Here is a 20,870-nt window from a genome sequence, read left to right on the forward strand (position 1 = left end):
AAAAAAAGCTCCGTAGGAGCGAAACTCTCGTAACACAAAAAAAATGAACAAAAACATAAAAATATTATCTCTCGTTTTAGTAGGAATTTCGCAGTTTTCTTTCTCTCAAATTAAAGAAGAAAGACTGATTTTGGATAGAAAACGCGAACCTGAAGTAAAGAAAATCGAAAAGAAAAAAACTTCTGTTGAAACAGAGAAAAATTATCCACCAAAAGAAAAATCTCAAGAACCTGTAGAGTACAAAATTACCAATGTTCCTGCGGTTTCAGATTTCAAAACTTCTACCATTCAAGGAGAAGATATCTCTCCGAAATTCAATAATGACAGTCAGAGGAACTATTTTCAGGCGGGTTTTGGTAATTATTCTAAATTTTTAGCAGATGCCAATATCTCTTATGAAATAGATGATAAAACGGAAGTTGGTGTAGATTTGCATGGCTTAACAACCAATGGTTTAACTAAAGATTTTTCTTGGAATTCTAAAAGAAGCGATTTCAATGCTGCTGCGTTTTTAAATTCGTTTTCGGATAAAGGAAAATTGAATATTACCGCAGATTGGGGCAATCATAATTATAATTATTACGGAATTTATGCTTTGCAACCGTCTTCTGATATTGATTTGAAGCAAAGCTATAACCAATTGAAAATTAATGGTTTTTATGATTTTTACAACAATGATATTTTCAATAATGTAAAATTCAAATCATCGTTACTAACAGACCATTTCGATGCGAGAGAAAATCTAGGTTCGGCAGAACTTAACCTTTCAAAATACGATTTGCCGTTTTTTTCGGCTAAAGACATGAAAATAAATGCTGATTTAGGCGTTAATTTAAGCACTCAAGATTCTAAATTTTCTTTGTTAAATGAAAATCAATCTAACTTTTTATTAACGAGTTTAAAACCGAAAATTTCTTTCTACAAAGGCAATTCTTATTTAGCAATTGGTTCAGATTTTTCTTTTGTAAATGCTAAAATTTGGGACAAGAATACGCCAGAAGCCAAAACGAATGATTTCAAGTGGTTTCCTTTTGCGGAAGTGCTTTTTGAAGCTACAGAACAATACAAATTCTATGCAGGAATTGATGGCGGTGTACAGTTGAATTCTTATGCCGATTTGTTGCAACAAAATCCTTATTTGGTTTCGGATGTTATGTTGAAACCTACAGAAACTAAATATCATTTTTATTTTGGTTTGAAAGGAGATATAGACCAAGAGTTGAAATATGATGTAAAAGCTGGTTTTAGCGATTTGAAAAATGCACAATTTTTCCGAGCGAATGATTTGTTTGATTATAATAACACGTTGAATCGTTCTGCGTACAATTTTGCCAATACTTTTTCTGCGATTTATGATGACGGAACTTTGAGTGAAGTAAAAGGAAGTTTGCAGTATTTTCCGTTGCAGAATTTGGTAATTGATGCGGAACTTCACTATATGAAATTCAATTTGAAAAACTTGAACGAAGTGTATTATAAACCCGTTTTACAATCTACTTTCGGGGCGAAATATTCTTTATTAGACAGAAAGTTAAATCTAGGTTTTAAAGGAATTTTTGTTGCTGAAAGAAAGACTAATGCTTATCAAATTGATATAGATGGAGTAGTGCCAAATCAATTTACTTCTACTGAAAATGCCAAAAAATCTCTTCCAGCATATTTGGATTTAAACCTTAATACAGATTATAAAATCAATAAAAACTTTACGGTTTTTGTGATGGGAAATAATCTTTTGAACAAAAAATACGAACATTATTTAGGCTACAAAGTTTTGGGAGCTCAGGTTTTAGGTGGTATTAGAATTGCTTTTTAAAAGGAAACCATTATTTTTGTAATCTAAAATTTAAAATCATAAATCGTAAATCAAAAATAAAACAGGCTGTATAGTTTAACGGATAGAACTACGGATTTCGGCTCCGTCAGTGAGGGTTCGAATCCTTCTGCGGTCACAAAGCTTCCTTCTTGGAAGCTTTTTTTTGTTTATAATTTTAATTTTTAAAGGGGTTTTGGTTGAAAAAATAACTTTTTTATTAAAATTATTTAAAAATATAGGGGTTGTGTTTTAAAAATTATTACTTTTATTTAAAATTACCTATTTTTTAATAGGGTTTAAAACATAAGTGTATGATTTTTGAAGATTTTAATAGAGCTTATTGCAGGTCTGAAAACGTTTGGGATGAAATGTTTTCGCAAGAAGGGGTAAGAGAGCATTACGCACTTTTTCTTAATGGTTTAAAACAGATGGGAAAAGAAGAATTGGCAAATCGAAATGAATTGGCTAAGAAACTCTTTATGACCCAAGGAATTACTTTTACTGTTTATGATAATGGAGAAGGTATAGAAAAGATATTTCCGTTTGATGTAATTCCCAGAATCATTCAGCAAAGAGAATGGAAAACTATTGAAGAAGGTATAAAACAAAGACTTAAAGCGCTTAATATATTTTTAAAAGACGTATATCACGGGCAATTTATTATAAAAGATGGCATTATTCCTGCGGAATTGGTGTATTCGTGTCCTTATTTTCTCAAGCAAATGGTAGGAGTAGATGTTCCTTACAATGTTTATACTCACATTGCAGGTGTAGATTTAATAAGGTCTAGCGATGGGCAATATTATGTTTTGGAAGACAATCTCAGAACGCCTTCAGGTGTTTCTTATATGCTGGAGAATAGAAATATTAGCAATAGAATATTTCCTAATGCTTTGAGGAATAATAAAGTGCAACCGGTAAGAAATTATCCGGATTTGTTGCTCAAGAATTTACTAGAACTTTCTAATCTTCAAACCAGTAAGCCAGAAGTGGTTTTGCTTACACCAGGAATTTACAATTCTGCATATTTTGAGCATTCTACTCTTGCAAAATTAATGGGAATAGAATTGGTAGAAGGTAGAGATTTGGTGGTAGATAATCTGAAAGTGTACAAAAAAACAACCAAAGGTTTGGTGCAAGTAGATGTAATTTACAGAAGGGTAGATGATGAGTTTTTAGACCCATTGGTTTTCCGTCCAGACAGTCAGTTGGGAGTTGCAGGTTTGTATTGGGCATATAGAGCGGGAAATGTAAATATTGTAAATGCAATAGGGAACGGTGTTTCAGATGATAAAGCAATTTATGCTTACGTTCCAGATATGATTAGATATTACCTTAATGAGACACCTATTCTTAATAATGTGCCAACATATCACATGGAAAACGAAGACTACAGAGAAATGGTTTTTGGTAAAATGAACAACATGGTGATTAAACGTACCAACGGAAGTGGAGGTTATGGAATGTTGATAGGAAATAGTGCTACAGATAAACAAATTGATGATTTTAAAAAAGCAATTACAGAAGCACCAAGAGATTTTATCGCACAGCCAATTATTAATCTTTCTTCTTCGCCTTGTTTTATTAATGATGAGCTTTCGCCTCGTAGAGTAGATTTGAGACCTTTTGCGCTGTACGGTCCGAGAGGAATTGATATTGTACCTGGAGGATTAACCAGAGTTGCTCTAAAAGAAGGTTCCTTGGTGGTGAATTCTTCACAAGGTGGCGGCAGTAAAGATACTTGGGTTTTGAGTGATTAAAAAAATGCAAAGTACAAAGTATAAAGTACAAAATACAAAGTAACAATTATCAAATCATTAATTAGATTTAAACTAAAAATATGTTAAGTAGAGTAGCAGATTCTATTTTTTGGATGTCCAGATATATGGAACGTACCAAATCCGAAATAAAATTATTGCAAACCAATTATGTAGCATTGCAAGATAATGCCATAAAAGACAATTGGAAATTTATTGTAGAACAATACGGTAGCAAAGATGTTTTAAAAAATGATGAATTAAACGATTGGACATATTCTGATGCTTTAATTTATCTCATTACAGACAAAAATAATCCTTCGTCTATCATTAATAATATTTTCTACGCCAGAGAAAATGCCAGAGCTACGCAAGACCACATAACCAAAGAAATGTGGCAAACGCTTAATAATTTTTATCATTTTGTTCGGAATGATAAAATTAACAGGCAATTGAAGTATCAAGATTCTGTAGAAGTGATGGATGCCATTATGCAACAATCTGTTCTGTATATCGGGATGATTAGTACTACAATGGATAGAGGCGTTGGTTATTCTTTTATGAGTATTGGCAGGCATATAGAACAAGCTTTGCAAACCTTGAAAATCCTTTCGGTTAAAATTAAAGAAATAGATTACAACATTACCAACGAACACGAAGTCAATTCCTTTAGATATCTTTTGTATTCGCTTTCTGGTTATGAATTGTACAATAAAACTTACCGAGGCGAACTCACTTTGCAGAATATCATTCATTACGTTTTGTTCAATCCTATTTTTACAAATTCGGTGTATTATGCACTCAACAGAATTAAAACAAGATTAGAGCGAATAAGAGAAGATTCTACCGCCGAAGCCTTCAATACCGTTCAGTTTGAAGTAGGTAAAATTTTAAGCAAGTTTCAGTATTCTAAACCAGACTTGCAAGATGGCAGAAAGTTGCTTCTTTATCTGGAAGATATAGAAAAAGACATCAGTTATTTATCCAATTTATTTTCTAAATTCTATTTCGGTTATTTATAAGTTATGGCAAAGTACAAAATAAAACACATCACACATTATTTTTATAATTCTCCGGTTTACGAATCTATCAATCAAATTATGCTTTATCCGATACAAGATTTGCATCAGACTTTGCATTTTCAGTCTATAAGAATTACAGATTCGCCAAGTATAGAAGTTTTTAAAGACCATTATTTTAATCAGTTGGGGATTTTTAATATTCTAAAACCTCATTCAGAATTAAGCATACAATCTAATATTGTGGTAGAAGTAGTTCCTATAGAAATTCCAAATCTTGAGATTTCCATAGCACAACAGTGGGAAGAAATAGAATTGTTGAAGAAAGATTTTACCTTGAAAGATTTCCTCGAATTAGAAGAATTTAAAGCTAAAGAAGAGATTTCTAACGTTGTAAAATCTCTTATTGATAAAGAAAAATCTGTTTTTGAGAACGCTTTTAACGTTTCTAAATTTATTTTTGAAAATTTCACGTATAAACAAGGGGTTACCACCATAGAATCTGATATTGATGAAGTTTGGAGTTTGAAAGCAGGCGTTTGTCAGGATTTTGCACATTTGCTGTTAGAGATGCTTCAGATTGCAGAGTTGCCATCAAGATACGTAAGTGGTTACATTTGCCCGAAAAATCACGATTTAAGAGGCGAAGGCGCTACGCACGCTTGGGTGGAAGTTTTCTTGCCAACCTACGGTTGGATAGGCATAGACCCTACTAATAATTGCCTTGTTTCAGATAGGCATGTAAGATTGGCAGTTGGTAAAGATTTTCACGATTGTACCCCTGTTAAAGGGATTTATAAAGGAAGTTTAGAACACAGATTAGAAGTTACCGTGGTAGTAGAAAATACAGACAGTCATATTTCTACACTTTATAATGATTTTTTCAATGATAGAGTAGAAAAGCCGTCTTTTGTAAGCATTAATGAGATTCCTGAAGATGTAGAAAGTAACAATTCTTATTGGCGAAATATGCAAATGCAACAGCAACAACAGCAATAGAGCGGTTTTTTCTGTTTTTTATGGAGTGATAATTTTCATGTTTACACTAATGAAATAATTCGTTAACTTTAATGTATTAAACAATTTAAAATTTTAAAGTCATGGAAAATCACACTATTACTCAAGAATTTCCTGAATATGCTGATAAAATCTCAGAGCTAAAAATTTCAGATGCACAGTTTTTAAAATTATTTGTTAATTATGAAGAAGTGAATGCTTTGATTTTGCATTACGAAGACGGAGAACAAAGCCATACCACAGATGAACATCTGACGGATTTAAGGAAAAAAAGAGTACATCTAAAAGACGAAATTTATCAGTATCTACATCTTAATTAGTTAATTTATAGTACAATAATACCAAAAGCGACCGATGAGGTTGCTTTTTTTTATGGGTTTGTATTTTATTATTTTTTTATTAATAATTAATTATCCTTGTTTAATTTATAATAATGATTATCTTTGAATAAAGCTAGAATCATTTACTATAAATATATATCATGAGATTAAAAATTATTTTCTTTGCCTTTGTCGCAAATATTTCGGCGATAAAAGCACAAGAATCTGTTAATCCTTCTGGAGGAAATTATTCAGGATCTTCTGGAGGAGTTACCTATTCTATAGGGCAGGTTTTTTATGAGACACTTTCGTCTCCCAATAATGCAAGTATATTGCAAGGGGTACAGCATTCTTACGAGATTTCAGAAACTTTGGGGAGTAATGCTTTTGAGATAAGTTTAAACTTAAAAGTGTATCCAAATCCTACTACAGACGAATTGAACTTAAATCTAGATTTAAGCGATTTCGCAAAATACAGCTATGAGTTGTATACTAATTCTGGGAAGCTTTTAAGCGCTAAAAAAATCAATTCTAAGATAACCAGTATTAATATGGTTTCTTATCCGGCATCTATTTATCTATTAAAGGTAATTAAGGATAACGGACGTGTTAAAGTATTTAAAATTTTGAAAAAATAATTAAAAAACAATGAAAAAAATCTATTTTCTATTCAGTATTCTATTTTCAATGGTGCTATTAGCTCAAACTCCAGAGGCTTTTAGCTATCAGGCAATTATTAGAAATTCAAGCGGTGAGCTTGTTAAAAACCAAAACGTAGGCTTTAAATTTTCTATTTTAAAAGGCTCTGTTAGCGGTGCAGTTGTTTATTCTGAATCTCAAAATAAACTTACAGATGTTAATGGATTAATTACTCTAATGATAGGGGCGGGAAGTCCTATATCAGGTTCTATGTCTTCAATAGATTGGAGTACCGATATTTATTTTATGAAATCTGAAGTTGATGTAGCAGGAGGTACATCTTATACAATTAATGGCACATCTCAAATGCTTAGTGTACCTTATGCATTATATGCTAAAACATCGGGAAGTTCTATTCCTGGTCCAATGGGGCCTCAAGGTGTTACAGGTGCTACTGGGCCTCAAGGAGTTGGTTTTAGTAACGGAACATCAGGAGGGCAAGTTTACCTCACGTCTTCAGTGTCTCCATTTTCTCCTCAAGCACCTCAGAATTTAACTGGGGATTTTAGTATTAGCAGTTCAGCAGTAGCTAGCTTAAGTGCTAATTCTGCCGCTACGGGTAATAATATTGTTTCAGCTATAAATTCTACAAATGGAGCTAACACAGGGGTTGTTAAACCTGCTCGTTTAGGAACTGGCACAGCATCTTCATCTACATTTTTAAGAGGTGATGGTACTTGGGCAACTCCAGCATCAGGAAGTAGTGGTTCTCAAAAAATTCAAATTTTAACGCTTTCTGAAAATGTAATTTCTGATTTATCTGTGAGAACAATCCTTTTTAATCTTAATGGGAATTCTCCAACAGCAAGAAGTATAACAATTCCATCATCATCAAGTTATGAGGCAGGAACAATTTTATATTTTAGTATATATAATTTTACAGGATCAGCTTCTACTTGGATTATCACTTCACCTAATTCAACCTTATACTCTGGAAACGCATCTACTAGTAATGGAGTTTCTATGTCAAGTGGAGCTCCGTTAGGTAATGCTCTTTCTGGATTTAGATTATTAGCAGATGGCAATGGTAATTGGATAAGGTTATTATAAATGTTATTAGATAACCTGTAGTGCATTATCAAAATTCATTCAGATGATTCATTAAAAGTAAAATACGCAAAGGCGCAATTAAAATTTTCATTGAAACTGTCTTTAAGGCGCAAGAAAATCAAAGATTATCAATTTTAACAAAGTTAAAACTTTGCGCTTTAAAGACAGTTTCAATGAAAATTTTAATTGCGCCTTTGCGTTTAATTTTTTATATAATGCACTAGAGGTTAAGATATTACTAATATAGACAAGTTTCCCAAAAAGGAACTTGTTTTTATGTGTAAAATCTTCATTCTCAACCTCAACCTTAACCTCAATCTCATCCTCTACCTTAAAGAATCATCGTCAATTGTATTCTTTTTCTCTGCTCATCTATTTCCAGCACTTTTACCTGAACGTGTTGGTGTAGTTTTACCACTTCGTTTACATCAGACACAAAACCGTCTTTCAGTTGAGAAATATGCACCAAACCACTTTCTTTAATCCCTACATCTACAAAACAGCCAAAAGCGGTAATGTTATTCACAATTCCTGGTAGAATCATGCCGATGTACAAATCTTTGATGGTTTTTACATTTCGGTCAAATTCAAAAACTTTGGCAGATTTTCTAGGGTCTAATCCAGGTTTTAAAAGCTCTTTTAAAATGTCTTTAATTCCCAGAATTCCAATATCTTCGGTAATGTATTTTTCCGGATTAAGTAGGTTTATTTTTTCTTTATTGGCAATCAATTCTTCGGTTTTCAATCCCAAATCTTTTGCCATTTTTTCTACTGTTTTGTAAGCTTCAGGATGCACCGCCGAATTATCTAGCGGATTTTTTGCATTTTTTATCCTTACAAAAGCTGCTGCTTGTTGATAGGCTTTTTCTTCTAATCTGGGTATTTTTTTCAAATCTTTTCTCGAGGTGAAAGCTCCATTTTCAGCTCTGTAATTCACAATGTTTTCTGCCATTTTTTCGCCAATTCCAGAAACGTAACTTAGCAAAGATTTACTGGCGGTATTCAGGTTAATTCCTACAGAATTTACACATCTTATTACCGTGTGGTCTAATTCTTCTTTCAGTTTGGTTTGGTCTACATCGTGCTGATATTGTCCTACACCAATAGATTTAGGGTCTATTTTTACCAATTCAGCCAAAGGATCCGAAAGTCTTCTTCCGATAGAAACCGCACCACGAACCGTCACATCATAATTCGGGAATTCTTCTCTTGCAATTTTACTCGCCGAATACACCGATGCGCCCGCTTCGGAAACCACAAAAACTTGTAAATCTCTATCGAAACCAATTTTCTTGATGAACTGCTCCGTTTCTCGGCTCGCTGTTCCGTTTCCGATGGAAATGGCTTCTATATTGCAAGAATTCACCAAAGATTTTATCTTCTTCATGGCCATACCTGTTTCGTTTTGAGGAGCGTGCGGAAAAATAGTTTCATTGTGAAGTAAATCTCCTTTTTCGTCTATGCAAACTACTTTACAACCCGTTCTATAACCTGGGTCTATTGCCAAAATCCTCTTTTCGCCGAGAGGTGCTGCCAATAATAATTGTTGAAGATTTTCTGCAAAAACTTCTATTGCTTTTTGGTCGGCTTTTTCTTTGGCTTCCTGCAATGCTTCGTTAGAAATGGCAGGCTCTAACAATCTTTTGTAAGCATCTGCAATGGCTAATTTTATCTGTTTAGCACAATCGTTATTGCTTTTTAGGGTTGCATTTTCTATAATTTCTAAAGCTTCTTCTTTGTCTATATCTACCGAAACTTTTATAAAACCTTCGTTTTCGGCTCTCAGCATGGCGAAAAGTCTGTGAGAAGGTGCTCTGTTCAAGGGTTCTTGCCAATCAAAATATTGAGAGAATTTTTGGGCTTCTTCCTCATTTTTTTTAGCTTTTACCACTTTTGTAGAAATCACCGCTTTCCTTTGGAATGTTCTTCTAAGATTTTTTCTGATGTAAAGATTTTCGTTCAGCCATTCTGCAATAATATCTCTTGCCCCTTGCAAAGCTTCGTCGTCATCGGCAACATCTTTGTTCAAATATTTTGAAGCGAGATATTCTATATCGTCTGACTTTTGAGACATAATAATTTTTGCTAGCGGTTCTAAACCTTTTTCTCTTGCAGCATCTGCTTTGGTTTTCTTGCGTTTCTTGTACGGAAGATAAAGGTCTTCTAGCTCTTGCAAATCAAAACTTTGAGTAATTTTATTTTGAAGTTCTGGCGTTAAAGCATTCTGTTCTTCAATAGATTTTAAAATGCTTTCTTTGCGCTTAACAATTTCGTCAAAGTTTTTGTTGAGTTTATAAATTTGTTCTATGGCTACTTCGTCCAGATTGCCAGTTTTGTCTTTTCTGTATCTTGCGATAAAAGGGATGGTGCAATCTTCAGATAGAAGCTGTAGTGTGCTTTCTATGCTTTTGCTAGGGATTTGTAAACGTTCTTGGATGTATTGTTCTACGGTCATTATCTCAATTTTCTGACTGCTAAAATACGAGGGATTTATGGAATAATCAATTTTAGGTTTTTATTTATGTTTTTAATTATATTTGAGAAGAATTAGTGGCTTGCGCAAAGTCTCCTGACTTTGCGTAGCGGGGTGTCAATTCACTGTTGTTTCCCAACAACTTTTCAAAAAAAATATGTTTTTCCATATTTCTATATAAATCATATTTATTACATTTGTTTTAAACTAATGTATGAATACTCAAAATAAATTGCAAATCAAGCACTTACAGATGTTTACAAACGGTTTATTTGTTTATAACCAATGTTTAAGTACTTCATTTCGTCTATTTGGGTGTTGCCTACAATTCATAAACTTACGTCACAAAATGAAAAATGAAGTTTCAAAACTTTTTGCATCAATAATCTTAGCTGTCATTATTGTAGGTATAGGGTATTTCATTCTTATGGGTATTTCAAATTATGTTGGTTGGTATGGTTATGAAAAATGGAAGTATAGAGTTGGAACAGATAGTATAGAGAACTCTAAAAAAAGAAATGTCTTCGTTAAAGAATTAAATTATAAAATTATTGATGGAAAAAATCTGAACGACTTTAAATTTACACCTTATATCGAAAGAGCATTTCGATATGGAAAACATTCGAGTAGAGAAACGGTTATAGATAAATACACTAAATTTCCATATAATCTAAGTTACGAGCGGAATAAAAACGACTCTATTGCTCTTGATATTATTAACAAAGAAAAACTTGATAGTTCAAATGTTGTTTGGGGATACTTGAAAAATCCAAGTTTAAAAGATACAATAATTATCAAAATTGAGGGAGCTAAGGATAAAAACAATGAAGAAAAAAGTGGAATTATTAAAATATGGTAAAAGAACTGCCCCTGCTGGCGCGAGCGTCACGCTCGTGCCCATAATAATAAAAAATGAGTAGAAAGTATAAACTTTTAAAATTAATGAAAATTAGTAATGTGGACACGAGCAAGATGCTCGCGCCAGCCTTTAGATTTGCATAACAAATAAAATACTTAGTTTTAATAAAAACAACCAGACCAACAAAGTGCCCCCTGCTGGTGCGAGCGTCTCGCTCGTACCCATAACAATAAAATATGAGCAGAAAATATAAATTTCACGAAAAAGATGGTGCTTATTTTATAAGCTTTGCTACCGTATTTTGGATAGACCTTTTTACGAGGATGGAGTATTTTGATATAGTAATAGCATCTTTAGATTATTGTAGAAAAAATAAAGGAATGATAATTTTCGGATATTGTATTATGCCGAGTCATATTCATTTAATATTTCGTTCGGCTGATGGAAAACCATCTGAACTGATAAGAGATTTTAAAGGCTTTACTTCCCGAAAGCTTATAGAAGCAATAAAAGAGAACAACCAAGAAAGCCGAAAGGAATGGTTATTATGGATGTTGAAAAAAGCTGGAGAAAGAAATTCTAACATAAAAAATTATCAGTTATGGCAACAAAATAATAAACCAATTGAAATATGGTCATTAAAAGTATTTGAACAAAAATTAGACTATGTACATCAAAACCCCGTAGAAAGTGGATTTGTGATAGAACCTTGGGAATGGAAGTATAGCAGTGCAAGAAATTATTGTGATGATTATGAAGAAATTTTACAAATCGATGTTAATAGGTAGAGCGGACACGAGCAAGATGCTCGCGCCAGCGAGGGGCGAGCGTCCCCCGCTGCGCAAAGTTTGCAACTTTGAGCAATGCTAAAATATAAAAACTAATAACCAAGAAAATTTAAGTAAAAATAAGACCCGCTACACAAAGTTTGCAACTTTGAGCAATGATAATATTAAAACCAATAACAAAATAAATTTATATGGATATAGAATTTTTAAAAGTATTACAGAATAATCCAAATTTAGAAATTAATAACTCCGCTACGCAAATTTTGCAACCTTCATCAATGTTAAAAAGTAACCTTTTAAATTTTGTACACAGCGCAATACCCCAAGTACATTATACCTTTAACACTCAAAAAAATACTGTCAAAAATCATTAGAAGAACTTCATAAAAACAAATTATAAACTAAAACATAATGGTAAATTTGAAAAATTTTAAAAATAGAAATTTTACAATTAATAAAGTTTATAAAACATAAAAGAAATTGATATTAACATGAAAAGAGTATTAGTAGCAACAGGGGGTGGAGATTGCCCAGGATTGAATGCCGTAATGAGAGGGGTAGTAAAAAGAGCTTCTCAAGAAAAAGATTGGGAAGTAGTAGGCAGTATCAATGCATTCGATGGAGTTTTGAAAGAACCCACAGAGATTATGGTCTTGGACGATAAAACCGTTGCCGGAATTCATAAAGACGGTGGCACAATTATAGGAACTACCAACAAAGGAGGCCCTTTTGCTTGGCCTTATAAAAATAAAGACGGAATTTGGGAAGCTGTAGATAGATCAGATGAAATGGTTCGCAAATTACAATATCTAGGCGTAGATGCCGTAATTAGTATTGGTGGTGATGGTTCGCAAAGAATTTCTCAACAATTATACGAAAAAGGACTCAACATTATCGGCGTTCCAAAAACCATTGATAACGATTTATCAGCTACCGATTTTACCTTTGGTTTCCAAACAGCTGTACAAATTGCTACAGAAGCTGTAGATAGATTGGTAACTACCGCAGCAAGTCACAACAGAGTGTTGGTGCTAGAAGTAATGGGTAGATATGCCGGATGGATTGCTCTTCACGCTGCCATTGCTGGTGGTGCAGAGGTTTGTTTGATTCCAGAGATTCCTTACGATATAGAAAAAGTGGTGAAAAAACTCAACAGCAGATTCAACAAAGGAAAAGGAAACGCCATTGTGGTAATAGCAGAAGGCGCAATTCCGAAAGGTGGTAGTCTGCTTTCTGAAGTAAGCGATGAAGTAGGATATGAAAATTTAAGACTAGGAGGCGTAGCTCACAAATTGGTTCACGATTTAAAATCTATTGGCTTTGAAGCAGATATGCGCGAAACAGTTCTAGGGCATTTGCAAAGAGGAGGTACACCTACAGCTTATGATAGAATATTAGCAACTCAATTTGGGGTAAAAGCATTCGAGATGGTGTTGAATGAACAATATGGAGAAATGGTAGCTTATCGCCACCCTAATATTATTTCTGTACCATTTAAAGAAGCGATAGACCGTCCTAATTTTGTAGACCCTAATTGCGATATGGTAAAAACCGCAAAAGGTGTAGGCATTAGCTTTGGCGATTAAATTGCCTCAGAAATCTTTGGTTTTTTATACCAATAAACCCATAAAAGCCAACTTCATTGTTTTGAAGTTGGCTTTATTTTTTTGATAAGATGATGCAAGATAGATAATTTTTTTGTGTTTTATTTTTCCGCCAGTAGTTACACAAAGGTATTTATAATGTATTTATAATGTATTTATAATGTATTTTAATTTAACAACGATTGTACAAAATATAGCCTTTAAAAGAATTACTCAACAGTAATTTAACTTCGTTTTGTTCTTCTGGTTTTAGGTTTTCTTTGGCTCTAAGTTGCAATCCCACAGCTTCGAATCTATCCAAAACAAATAAATTTAGGGAATAGAGTAATTAGGGTAAGTAATTGGGCTTAAGGTCAGGGCATTTTTTGCAAAGGGAGTGATAAACAATAATAAATTTATAGAAAAATAGAATGATTAGTTTGACCAGAAATGATCACGATTGACCAGATTTGACCATGTTTGTCTACGTTTGTCCACGTTTGACCACATTTGACCACCCTTGTATTAGAATCCTTCGGGTCTTCTTCGATACTTCTTCGGGTCTTCTTTGAGAAAAGAGGTATTTTTCCGAAGAACCCCCGAATAAGACCAAAAGAAAAGCAAGAGAATTTTTTGTTTTTTAGGTGAGAAAAATCAATACAATGAAAAATAGTTGCATAGCCATCTTTTCTTTGCCGTTTTTTTATTATTTTTATCAAAAAGTAGAATTCGTAAGATTCAATATTCGAATAGATAAACGTAAAAAATATCCAATGTATTATTTATTATTAAATGTTAATTAACAATGTATTACATCCTTAAATCTAGTGTTTTTATATGATAAATAGGAATGCCAATCTGCAAATTGATGTTAATAGATAATGTGGACACGTGCAAGATGCTCGCACCAACCGATGGGGAAAATGCGTACATTTATCCTCAAGTTTTAATTCTCCAATATTGGAAATATTAGACCATTTTAATTTCGCATATACCAATGTACCACACATTAAAAATGAAAATAATTTTCAAAACCCGCCTTATGAAAGACAGTTGTATTATCCACAATTGGATGCTTATGACTATATGTCTCACTAGTTTATTCATGCTTTTTTCTTGTCAAAAAACAAAATTTCAATGGGAACCAGGTATTTCTGCCCCCAAATATTACCTTGTAGGAGATGTGAAAATTGATTTTGGTAATGCTGGGCATGGAAGTTTAACTAATTTTGATCCAGGTTGGGGAAATATTTATGGAGCGGTTTCTTCAGGTGATATATACAAAGAAGCTCCTAAAGAAGTTTTGATACATTATGCCAGTTGTGCAGAGAACTATACTTATGAAGGGAAAGTACTACTTCCGCAAGAAAGAATAAGGAGTTTATTTGAAAAATATAATTTAGATAAAAAAGGAAACAGTGGTAATTTAGTGGTAGGTATGGCGCCAGGCGGTTGGATACGGGTATGGTTTCACACTCTAGATGAAAAAGCAAATGATTTAGTAAATATAGAAGTAGCAAAAGCACAATTGAAAGGGAGCTATGATGATACCGCAAATGAACGCTACAAAGTAAAGAATTTTGAGAATTGGGGGAAATATTATACTTATTGGCAACACCACGGCATACCTTATGAAGCATGGGCAAATAATGAAAAAGAGTATGATATGTATTTTGATTTTAATAAACCTAATAAGCGTGAAATACAATTCAGTTATATCTCTTCTGATGGTACTTTTTATCAAGGTGAGCAAGGTGATGTAGAAATAAAAGTACATCAAAAACTTCCTGTTCAGATTGAGCAAATGCCTTGGTTAGCTAAATCAGGGAGCTCTTATTGTTGTAAAGTTCCTTTTCCTAAAAATTTTAAAAAATATATTGAACAAAAAAAATTAAGAGAAATAAAATTTCGATTGGAAATAGAAAAAGATGATGAGCATGCTATAATGTATCTGATTACAAAAGGCACCAAAGAAAAAATAGTAAGATTTAAGAATAAGCAACCAACTCAAAAAGAAATTGAAGAAGTTGATTATGATTATGCTACAGAAGTAGAATATTTTATAAAGTAAACTTCAAAGGATGAGAAATAAGCTGAAGCAATCGTTTCGCTTGTGCTTACAAAAATAAAAGATGAGCAGAAATTGGTAATGTGGACACGAGCAAGATGCTCGCGCCAGCGATAAACTGAAATTGGTTTACACTGTCGGAACCTCCGACGAAGAAGATTGAAATTGGTTTGTACTGTCGGAACTCCCGACGAAGAGAACTGAACCTGGTTTGCGCTGTCGGAACTCCCGACGAGGAGAAATTATTCTTAGCTAAGGTTTTTCTTTTCAGAAAATAAAGCCCCTGAGGTTTGCTTTGTGTTGATTTTAATATATGCTACAAAAGAATTTTATAAGAATAACCCGTACTGAATTATTATAATTCATTCAGATTATTCATTAAAAGTAAAATACGCAAAGGCACAAGAAGTTTAAAGATTTTCAACTTTAACAAAGTTAAAACTTCGCGCCTTAAAAACGTAATCATTTGACAAAGCATCATTTGCGCCTTTGCGTTTAATTTTTTATATAATGCACTAGATGTAAGAATAATTTAACAAGCATTCCGTATTTATTTTCTTAATTTTGTATCTACAATTTTAAAACGAGTATTATGAATTTAAAAGGTAAAAATGCACTGGTAACAGGTGGTGGAAGAGGTCTTGGGAAAGCAGTAGCTGTAGCTTTGGCAAATGAAGGGGTAAATGTAGGGATTACAGGCAGAAATGAAGAGAGCCTAAAAACTACGGTTGCCGAACTAGAAAAATTAGGCGTTAAAGCAGCGTATTCTGTTTTTGATGTGGAAGAAATGGCTCAGGTAGAGCAAGGGGTAGCTTCTATCGCTTCTCAGTTGGGTTCTATAGATATCTTAATTAATAATGCTGGAGTAGGAGACTTTGGAAGTTTCGAAGAGATGCCTGTAGAAACTTGGGAAAAAGTAATGAAGGTAAATCTTTTCGGGGTGTATTATGTAGCGAAAGCGGTGTTGCCTTATTTGAAACAAAATAAAGAAGGAGATATTGTAAATGTAGCTTCTACAGCTGGTTTGAAAGGTGCGCCTAATATGTCTGCGTATTGTGCTTCTAAAGCTGCGGTAATTTCTCTCTCTCAGTCTTTGATGGCAGAACTTAGAAAATTCAATATTAGAGTAATTACTTTAACGCCAAGTACCATTGCAACAGATATGAGCATTGAAGGAGGATTAACCGATGGTAACCCAGAAAAAGTGCTTCAGCCAGAAGATTTTGCAGAGTGGGTGAGAGATATTTTGAAAATGAACAGAAGAGCAATGATTGCTAATGGCTCTATTTTCTCTACCAATCCTTAATAGCTATTTGCCAATACATATTATTAAAAACCATCTTTCTGAGGTGGTTTTTTTGTTTAAGGAAACAGTGAAATGGATTAAATTTCAAGATTGTTTGTAAATAGTTGCGTATTTTAGTAAAGTCTTCGACTCCGCTCAGACTGACATTTCTGTATGAACTATTCATAATTAACTACCCGTAGTGCATTATAAAATTCATTCGGATAATTGATTAACAGTAAAATACGCAAAGGCGCAATTCAAATTTTCATTGAAACTGTTTTAAGGCGCAAGAAAATCAAAGATTTTCAATTTTAACAAAGTTAAAACTTCGCGCCTTAAAAACGTAATCATTAGACAAAAACATCATTTGCGCCTTTGCGTATTTTTATTAAAGTCTTCGACTCCGCTCAGACTGACATTTCTGTATGAACTATTCATAATTAACTACCCGTAGTGCATTATAAAATCTATTCGGATAATTGATTAACAGTAAAATACGCAAAGGCGCAATTCAAATTATCATTGAAACTGTTTTTAAGGCGCAAGAAAATCAATGATTTTCAATTTTAACAGAGTTAAAACTTCGCGTCTTAAAAACGTAATCATTAGACAAAACATCATTTGCGCCTTTGCGTTTAATTTTTTATATAATGCACTAGAGGTTACATTTAATAAATAACAACTTATTTGTTATAAATTTTAGGCAAAAGGATTGTGCTAGGAAGATTATCGTAGTTTGTAGATTTTCAAGGCACGAATGTATTTCTCAAAACAAATTCAGAATCAATATTTTAACGATTTGTTAAACTTCTGACTACATGCTTCCAACTTCCAACTTTTTTCCCTACTTTTGCACCTTCAAAAAATATATATGCAAAATATCAGAAACATCGCAATTATTGCTCACGTAGACCACGGTAAGACTACTTTGGTTGATAAAATTATCCATGCTACGCATGTTTTCAGAGACAACCAAGAATCTGGAGATTTGATTATGGATAACAACGATTTGGAAAGAGAAAGAGGAATTACTATTCTTTCTAAAAACATTTCGGTGACGTATAAGGATACTAAAATTAACGTAATAGATACTCCTGGGCACGCCGATTTCGGTGGCGAAGTAGAGCGTGTGCTTAAGATGGCAGATGGTGTTATTTTGTTGGTAGATGCTTTTGAAGGGCCTATGCCACAAACACGTTTTGTTTTGCATAAAGCTTTAGAATTAGGTCTTAAACCAATTGTGGTAATTAATAAAGTAGATAAAGAAAACTGCCGTCCTGAAGAAGTTCACGATAAAGTTTTTGATTTGTTCTTCGCTTTAGATGCTACAGAAGAGCAATTAGATTTCCCTACGTTCTATGGTTCGTCTAAGCAAGGTTGGTTCAATACATCTTTAGAGCCTACAGATAGTATTTTGCCAATTTTAGATGGTGTTTTACAATATGTACCAGAACCAAAAGTAGAAGAAGGTAATCTTCAAATGCAGGTTACGTCTCTAGATTATTCTTCTTTCTTAGGAAGAATTGCTGTAGGAAAAGTAACCAGAGGTTCTATTAAAGAATCTCAATGGATTGGTTTGGCGCAAGAAGATGGTAAGATTTTAAAAGGAAAAGTAAAAGAATTATACGTTTTTGAAGGACTAGGTAAGAAAAAAGTTGCCGAAGTACAAGCAGGAGATATTTGTGCAGTGGTAGGATTTGATGCTTTCCAAATTGGAGATACTTTCGTAGATTTAGAAAATCCAGAACCATTAACAAGATTGTCTATTGATGAGCCTACATTAAATATGACATTCTCTATCAACAATTCGCCTTTCTTTGGTAAAGATGGTAAATATGTTACTTCTAATCACCTTAAAGAAAGATTAGAAAAAGAATTAGAGAAAAACTTAGCTTTAAGAGTAGAACAAACCGAAGATGCTAACACTTTCTTGGTTTTTGGTAGAGGTATTCTTCACTTATCTGTTCTTATTGAAACCATGAGAAGAGAAGGTTACGAAATGACGATTGGTCAGCCACAAGTAATTCTTCACGAAGTAGATGGAGAAAACCACGAACCTTACGAAAGTTTGGTAGTAGATGTTCCAGACGAATTTGCTTCTAGAGTAATAGACTTGGCAACCCAAAGAAAAGGAGACCTTCATATTATGGAAACCAAAGGAGAAATGCAACACTTAGAGTTCGAAATTCCTTCAAGAGGCTTAATAGGTTTGCGTTCTCAGATGTTGACGGCTACTGCTGGTGAAGCAATTATGGCGCACCGTTTTACAGATTATAAACCTTTTAAAGGTGCAATTCCGGGAAGAAATAATGGAGTATTGGTTTCTAAAACTCAAGGTCCATGTACAGAATATTCTATCGCGAAATTACAAGATAGAGGTAAGTTTTTTGTAGACCCAGGTGAAGAGATTTATGCAGGAATGATTATTGGTGAGCAAAACAAACCAGGAGACCTAGTGGTAAATATTGTTGAAGCAAAACAATTGAACAACATGCGTGCTGCTGGTAAAGATAAAGATGGTAGCATTGCTCCAAAAATCTTATTAACTTTGGAAGAATGTATGGAATACATCCAAGGAGACGAGTGTATTGAAGTAACACCAAACTTTATCAGAATGCGTAAAAAAATACTTTCTGAAGAAGAAAGAAAACGTTCTGAAAGACAAGCAAAATAAATATAAGAAAGGCGATTCTCTGTGAAGAATCGCCTTTCTTATTTAAAAACTAATACCAAAAAATACATTCTTTTTTTATTGGTAAATATCTGTTTATTTTTTGTTAGAAATAAGTAACTTTGTGTTATTCAGAAATCAAAAAACAATATGAACTATAGAAAACTATCCCTTTTTATTCTCCTTTTCTCTTTTTATAGCGGTTTTTCGCAAGTTTACGAACCAATTGATACAGCAGATTATTCTCTAAGAAATAATTATCTAAAAATTGCTAAAGACAAAAACAATATCCTTATTAAAGGGTTTAAAAATAAATACCAAGGCAAAGTTGGCAATAAACTAGAAAAATACTACACCGAATTCTTCTCTGAGTTTGAAAAAGATGTAAAGAACAAAGATTATACTTTTAAATCTGAATTTGATAAAGAAATAGACCAGATTATTGCTGAACTCAAGAAAAATAATTCGCAAATACCACAGAATTTAAAAGTTCTTATTGCTAAAGATAATATGCCCAACGCTTTTTGCCTGCCAGACGGAACTTTTATCATCAATATGGGATTGTTCAATTGGTTAGACAATAAAGACCAAGTGGCGAGTGTTATTTGCCACGAAATAGCACATAATATTTTAGAACACTCTCTAAATTTGTTGGTAGAACAGATACAAGAAGATACTTCTGATAAAACTACTTTAGAAACCCTTAAGTCTGTTACCGTAAATAAATCTAATACTGCGTTTGAGATTTTTAAAAATAGAGTTTACAAAAAAGGAATAGAAAAAAGACAACAAGAAGTAAAAGCAGATTCTTTAGGGTACGTTTTTTTTAAAAATTCGGGATTTAAGAAGATAGAATTTATAAATGCTCTTAATAATCTCAAAGACTTCGATTCTATATCTCCAAGAGAAATAAAAGTAGAAACGTATAAATTGCTTTTTGATGTTCCCAATCATCCTTTTAAAGAAAAATGGATGAAAACAGAAGATTTTTCTCTTTATAATTATGATTTTTACAAAGAAAAATTAGATAAAGATTCTTTGGCTTCTCATCCCGAAATCTCAAAAAGAATAGAGATTCTTCAAAAAAACTTTACAGAACTCAATACTTCGGAAGCGGCTCTAAAGCCAGATGTTAATTTTGAAAGTTTACAAAAAATTGCAAGAATGGAGATTCTTCCGAACTTGTTTCACTCCGAAGATTATGGTTTAGGAGTTTATGTTTCTATGCAGTTCTTACAAGATAAAGAAAACGAAGAATATTATAAGATGTGGCTCGGAAGGCTTTTTGATAAAATATATGAAGCCCGAAAAAACTATAATCTCAATAGATATTTAGATAGAGTAGAACCTAAAAAACAGAGCAAAAGCTATCAGCAATTTCTCAATTTTATGTGGAATCTAAGCATGGATGATATTAAGAATATTGCAGATTATTATAATAAAAAAGGAACTTCTTAGAAGCTCC

The 20,870-nt window shown here is 33.0% G+C and carries 17 protein-coding genes and 1 tRNA gene; 15 read left to right on the forward strand and 3 right to left on the reverse strand.

What is annotated here, in order from left to right; all coding sequences use genetic code 11:
• Nucleotides 1-43: 43 nt before the first annotated feature.
• The 8 genes from QM746_RS08380 to QM746_RS08415 all read left to right on the forward strand — a co-directional run bounded on the left by QM746_RS08380 (nt 44) and on the right by QM746_RS08415 (nt 7,675).
• The gene (locus QM746_RS08380) at nt 44-1,813 is read left to right on the forward strand and encodes a TonB-dependent receptor (RefSeq protein WP_414983800.1); all 1,770 of its coding nucleotides are present in this window, start codon (nt 44-46) and stop codon (nt 1,811-1,813) included.
• Nucleotides 1,814-1,877: 64 nt separating this feature from the next.
• A tRNA-Arg gene (locus tag QM746_RS08385) sits at nt 1,878-1,949 on the forward strand.
• A 175-nt stretch (nt 1,950-2,124) separates the two neighbouring features.
• Nucleotides 2,125-3,573, forward strand: a complete 1,449-nt coding sequence (locus QM746_RS08390; protein WP_414983801.1) for a circularly permuted type 2 ATP-grasp protein — start codon at nt 2,125-2,127, stop codon at nt 3,571-3,573.
• 80 nt (nt 3,574-3,653) lie between these two features.
• Entirely contained in the window at nt 3,654-4,592 is a 939-nt protein-coding gene (locus QM746_RS08395) for an alpha-E domain-containing protein (protein ID WP_414983802.1), read from the forward strand.
• Nucleotides 4,593-4,595: 3 nt separating this feature from the next.
• Nucleotides 4,596-5,588 (forward strand): transglutaminase family protein, encoded by a 993-nt coding sequence (locus QM746_RS08400; protein WP_414983803.1) that lies wholly within the window; start codon nt 4,596-4,598, stop codon nt 5,586-5,588.
• Nucleotides 5,589-5,689: 101 nt separating this feature from the next.
• The gene (locus tag QM746_RS08405; protein ID WP_414983804.1) at nt 5,690-5,926 is read left to right on the forward strand and encodes a YdcH family protein; all 237 of its coding nucleotides are present in this window, start codon (nt 5,690-5,692) and stop codon (nt 5,924-5,926) included.
• 161 nt (nt 5,927-6,087) lie between these two features.
• On the forward strand, nt 6,088-6,564 hold the full coding sequence (locus tag QM746_RS08410; RefSeq protein ID WP_414983805.1) for a T9SS type A sorting domain-containing protein: 477 nt from the start codon (nt 6,088-6,090) through the stop codon (nt 6,562-6,564).
• A gap of 10 nt (nt 6,565-6,574) precedes the next feature.
• Nucleotides 6,575-7,675 carry a hypothetical protein gene (locus QM746_RS08415; protein ID WP_414983806.1) on the forward strand — a complete coding sequence of 367 codons (1,101 nt, stop codon included), beginning with the start codon at nt 6,575-6,577 and terminating at the stop codon, nt 7,673-7,675.
• Between the two features lie 331 nt (nt 7,676-8,006).
• On the opposite strand, the gene QM746_RS08420 is transcribed toward QM746_RS08415, so the two are convergent.
• A complete protein-coding gene (locus QM746_RS08420; protein ID WP_414983807.1) occupies nt 8,007-10,130 on the reverse strand; it encodes a Tex family protein in 2,124 nt (707 codons plus the stop codon).
• Between the two features lie 367 nt (nt 10,131-10,497).
• Between QM746_RS08420 and QM746_RS08425 the strand changes: the two genes are divergently transcribed.
• The 3 genes from QM746_RS08425 (at nt 10,498) to QM746_RS08435 (ending at nt 13,381) form a co-directional block, all read left to right on the forward strand.
• Nucleotides 10,498-11,007 (forward strand): hypothetical protein, encoded by a 510-nt coding sequence (locus QM746_RS08425; protein WP_414983808.1) that lies wholly within the window; start codon nt 10,498-10,500, stop codon nt 11,005-11,007.
• 236 nt (nt 11,008-11,243) lie between these two features.
• Nucleotides 11,244-11,795: an REP-associated tyrosine transposase gene (locus tag QM746_RS08430; protein WP_414983809.1), complete on the forward strand. Its 552-nt coding sequence runs from the start codon at nt 11,244-11,246 to the stop codon at nt 11,793-11,795.
• Nucleotides 11,796-12,286: 491 nt separating this feature from the next.
• Entirely contained in the window at nt 12,287-13,381 is a 1,095-nt protein-coding gene (locus QM746_RS08435) for a 6-phosphofructokinase (RefSeq protein ID WP_414983810.1), read from the forward strand.
• 190 nt (nt 13,382-13,571) lie between these two features.
• Here the strand turns inward: QM746_RS08435 and QM746_RS08440 are convergent, their stop codons facing one another.
• Nucleotides 13,572-13,700 carry a hypothetical protein gene (locus QM746_RS08440; RefSeq protein WP_414983811.1) on the reverse strand — a complete coding sequence of 43 codons (129 nt, stop codon included), beginning with the start codon at nt 13,698-13,700 and terminating at the stop codon, nt 13,572-13,574.
• 693 nt (nt 13,701-14,393) lie between these two features.
• Here QM746_RS08440 and QM746_RS08445 point away from each other — a divergent pair.
• Nucleotides 14,394-15,449, forward strand: coding sequence for a DUF2931 family protein (locus QM746_RS08445; RefSeq protein WP_414983812.1), 1,056 nt, complete (start codon nt 14,394-14,396; stop codon nt 15,447-15,449).
• 3 nt (nt 15,450-15,452) lie between these two features.
• Here the strand turns inward: QM746_RS08445 and QM746_RS08450 are convergent, their stop codons facing one another.
• Nucleotides 15,453-15,557 (reverse strand): hypothetical protein, encoded by a 105-nt coding sequence (locus QM746_RS08450; protein ID WP_414985137.1) that lies wholly within the window; start codon nt 15,555-15,557, stop codon nt 15,453-15,455.
• A gap of 481 nt (nt 15,558-16,038) precedes the next feature.
• On the opposite strand from QM746_RS08450, the gene QM746_RS08455 reads away from it, so the two are divergent.
• From QM746_RS08455 to QM746_RS08465, 3 genes are all read left to right on the forward strand, one after another.
• Complete coding sequence (locus QM746_RS08455) at nt 16,039-16,752, forward strand: 3-ketoacyl-ACP reductase (RefSeq protein ID WP_414983813.1); 714 nt, start codon at nt 16,039-16,041, stop codon at nt 16,750-16,752.
• A gap of 853 nt (nt 16,753-17,605) precedes the next feature.
• A complete protein-coding gene (typA, locus tag QM746_RS08460; RefSeq protein ID WP_414983814.1) occupies nt 17,606-19,408 on the forward strand; it encodes a translational GTPase TypA in 1,803 nt (600 codons plus the stop codon).
• 147 nt (nt 19,409-19,555) lie between these two features.
• Nucleotides 19,556-20,863 (forward strand): M48 family metalloprotease, encoded by a 1,308-nt coding sequence (locus QM746_RS08465; RefSeq protein WP_414983815.1) that lies wholly within the window; start codon nt 19,556-19,558, stop codon nt 20,861-20,863.
• Nucleotides 20,864-20,870 lie beyond the last annotated feature (7 nt).

Source organism: Cloacibacterium sp. (assembly GCF_047601505.1).
In the GTDB taxonomy this organism is placed as follows: Bacteria; Bacteroidota; Bacteroidia; order Flavobacteriales; family Weeksellaceae; genus Cloacibacterium.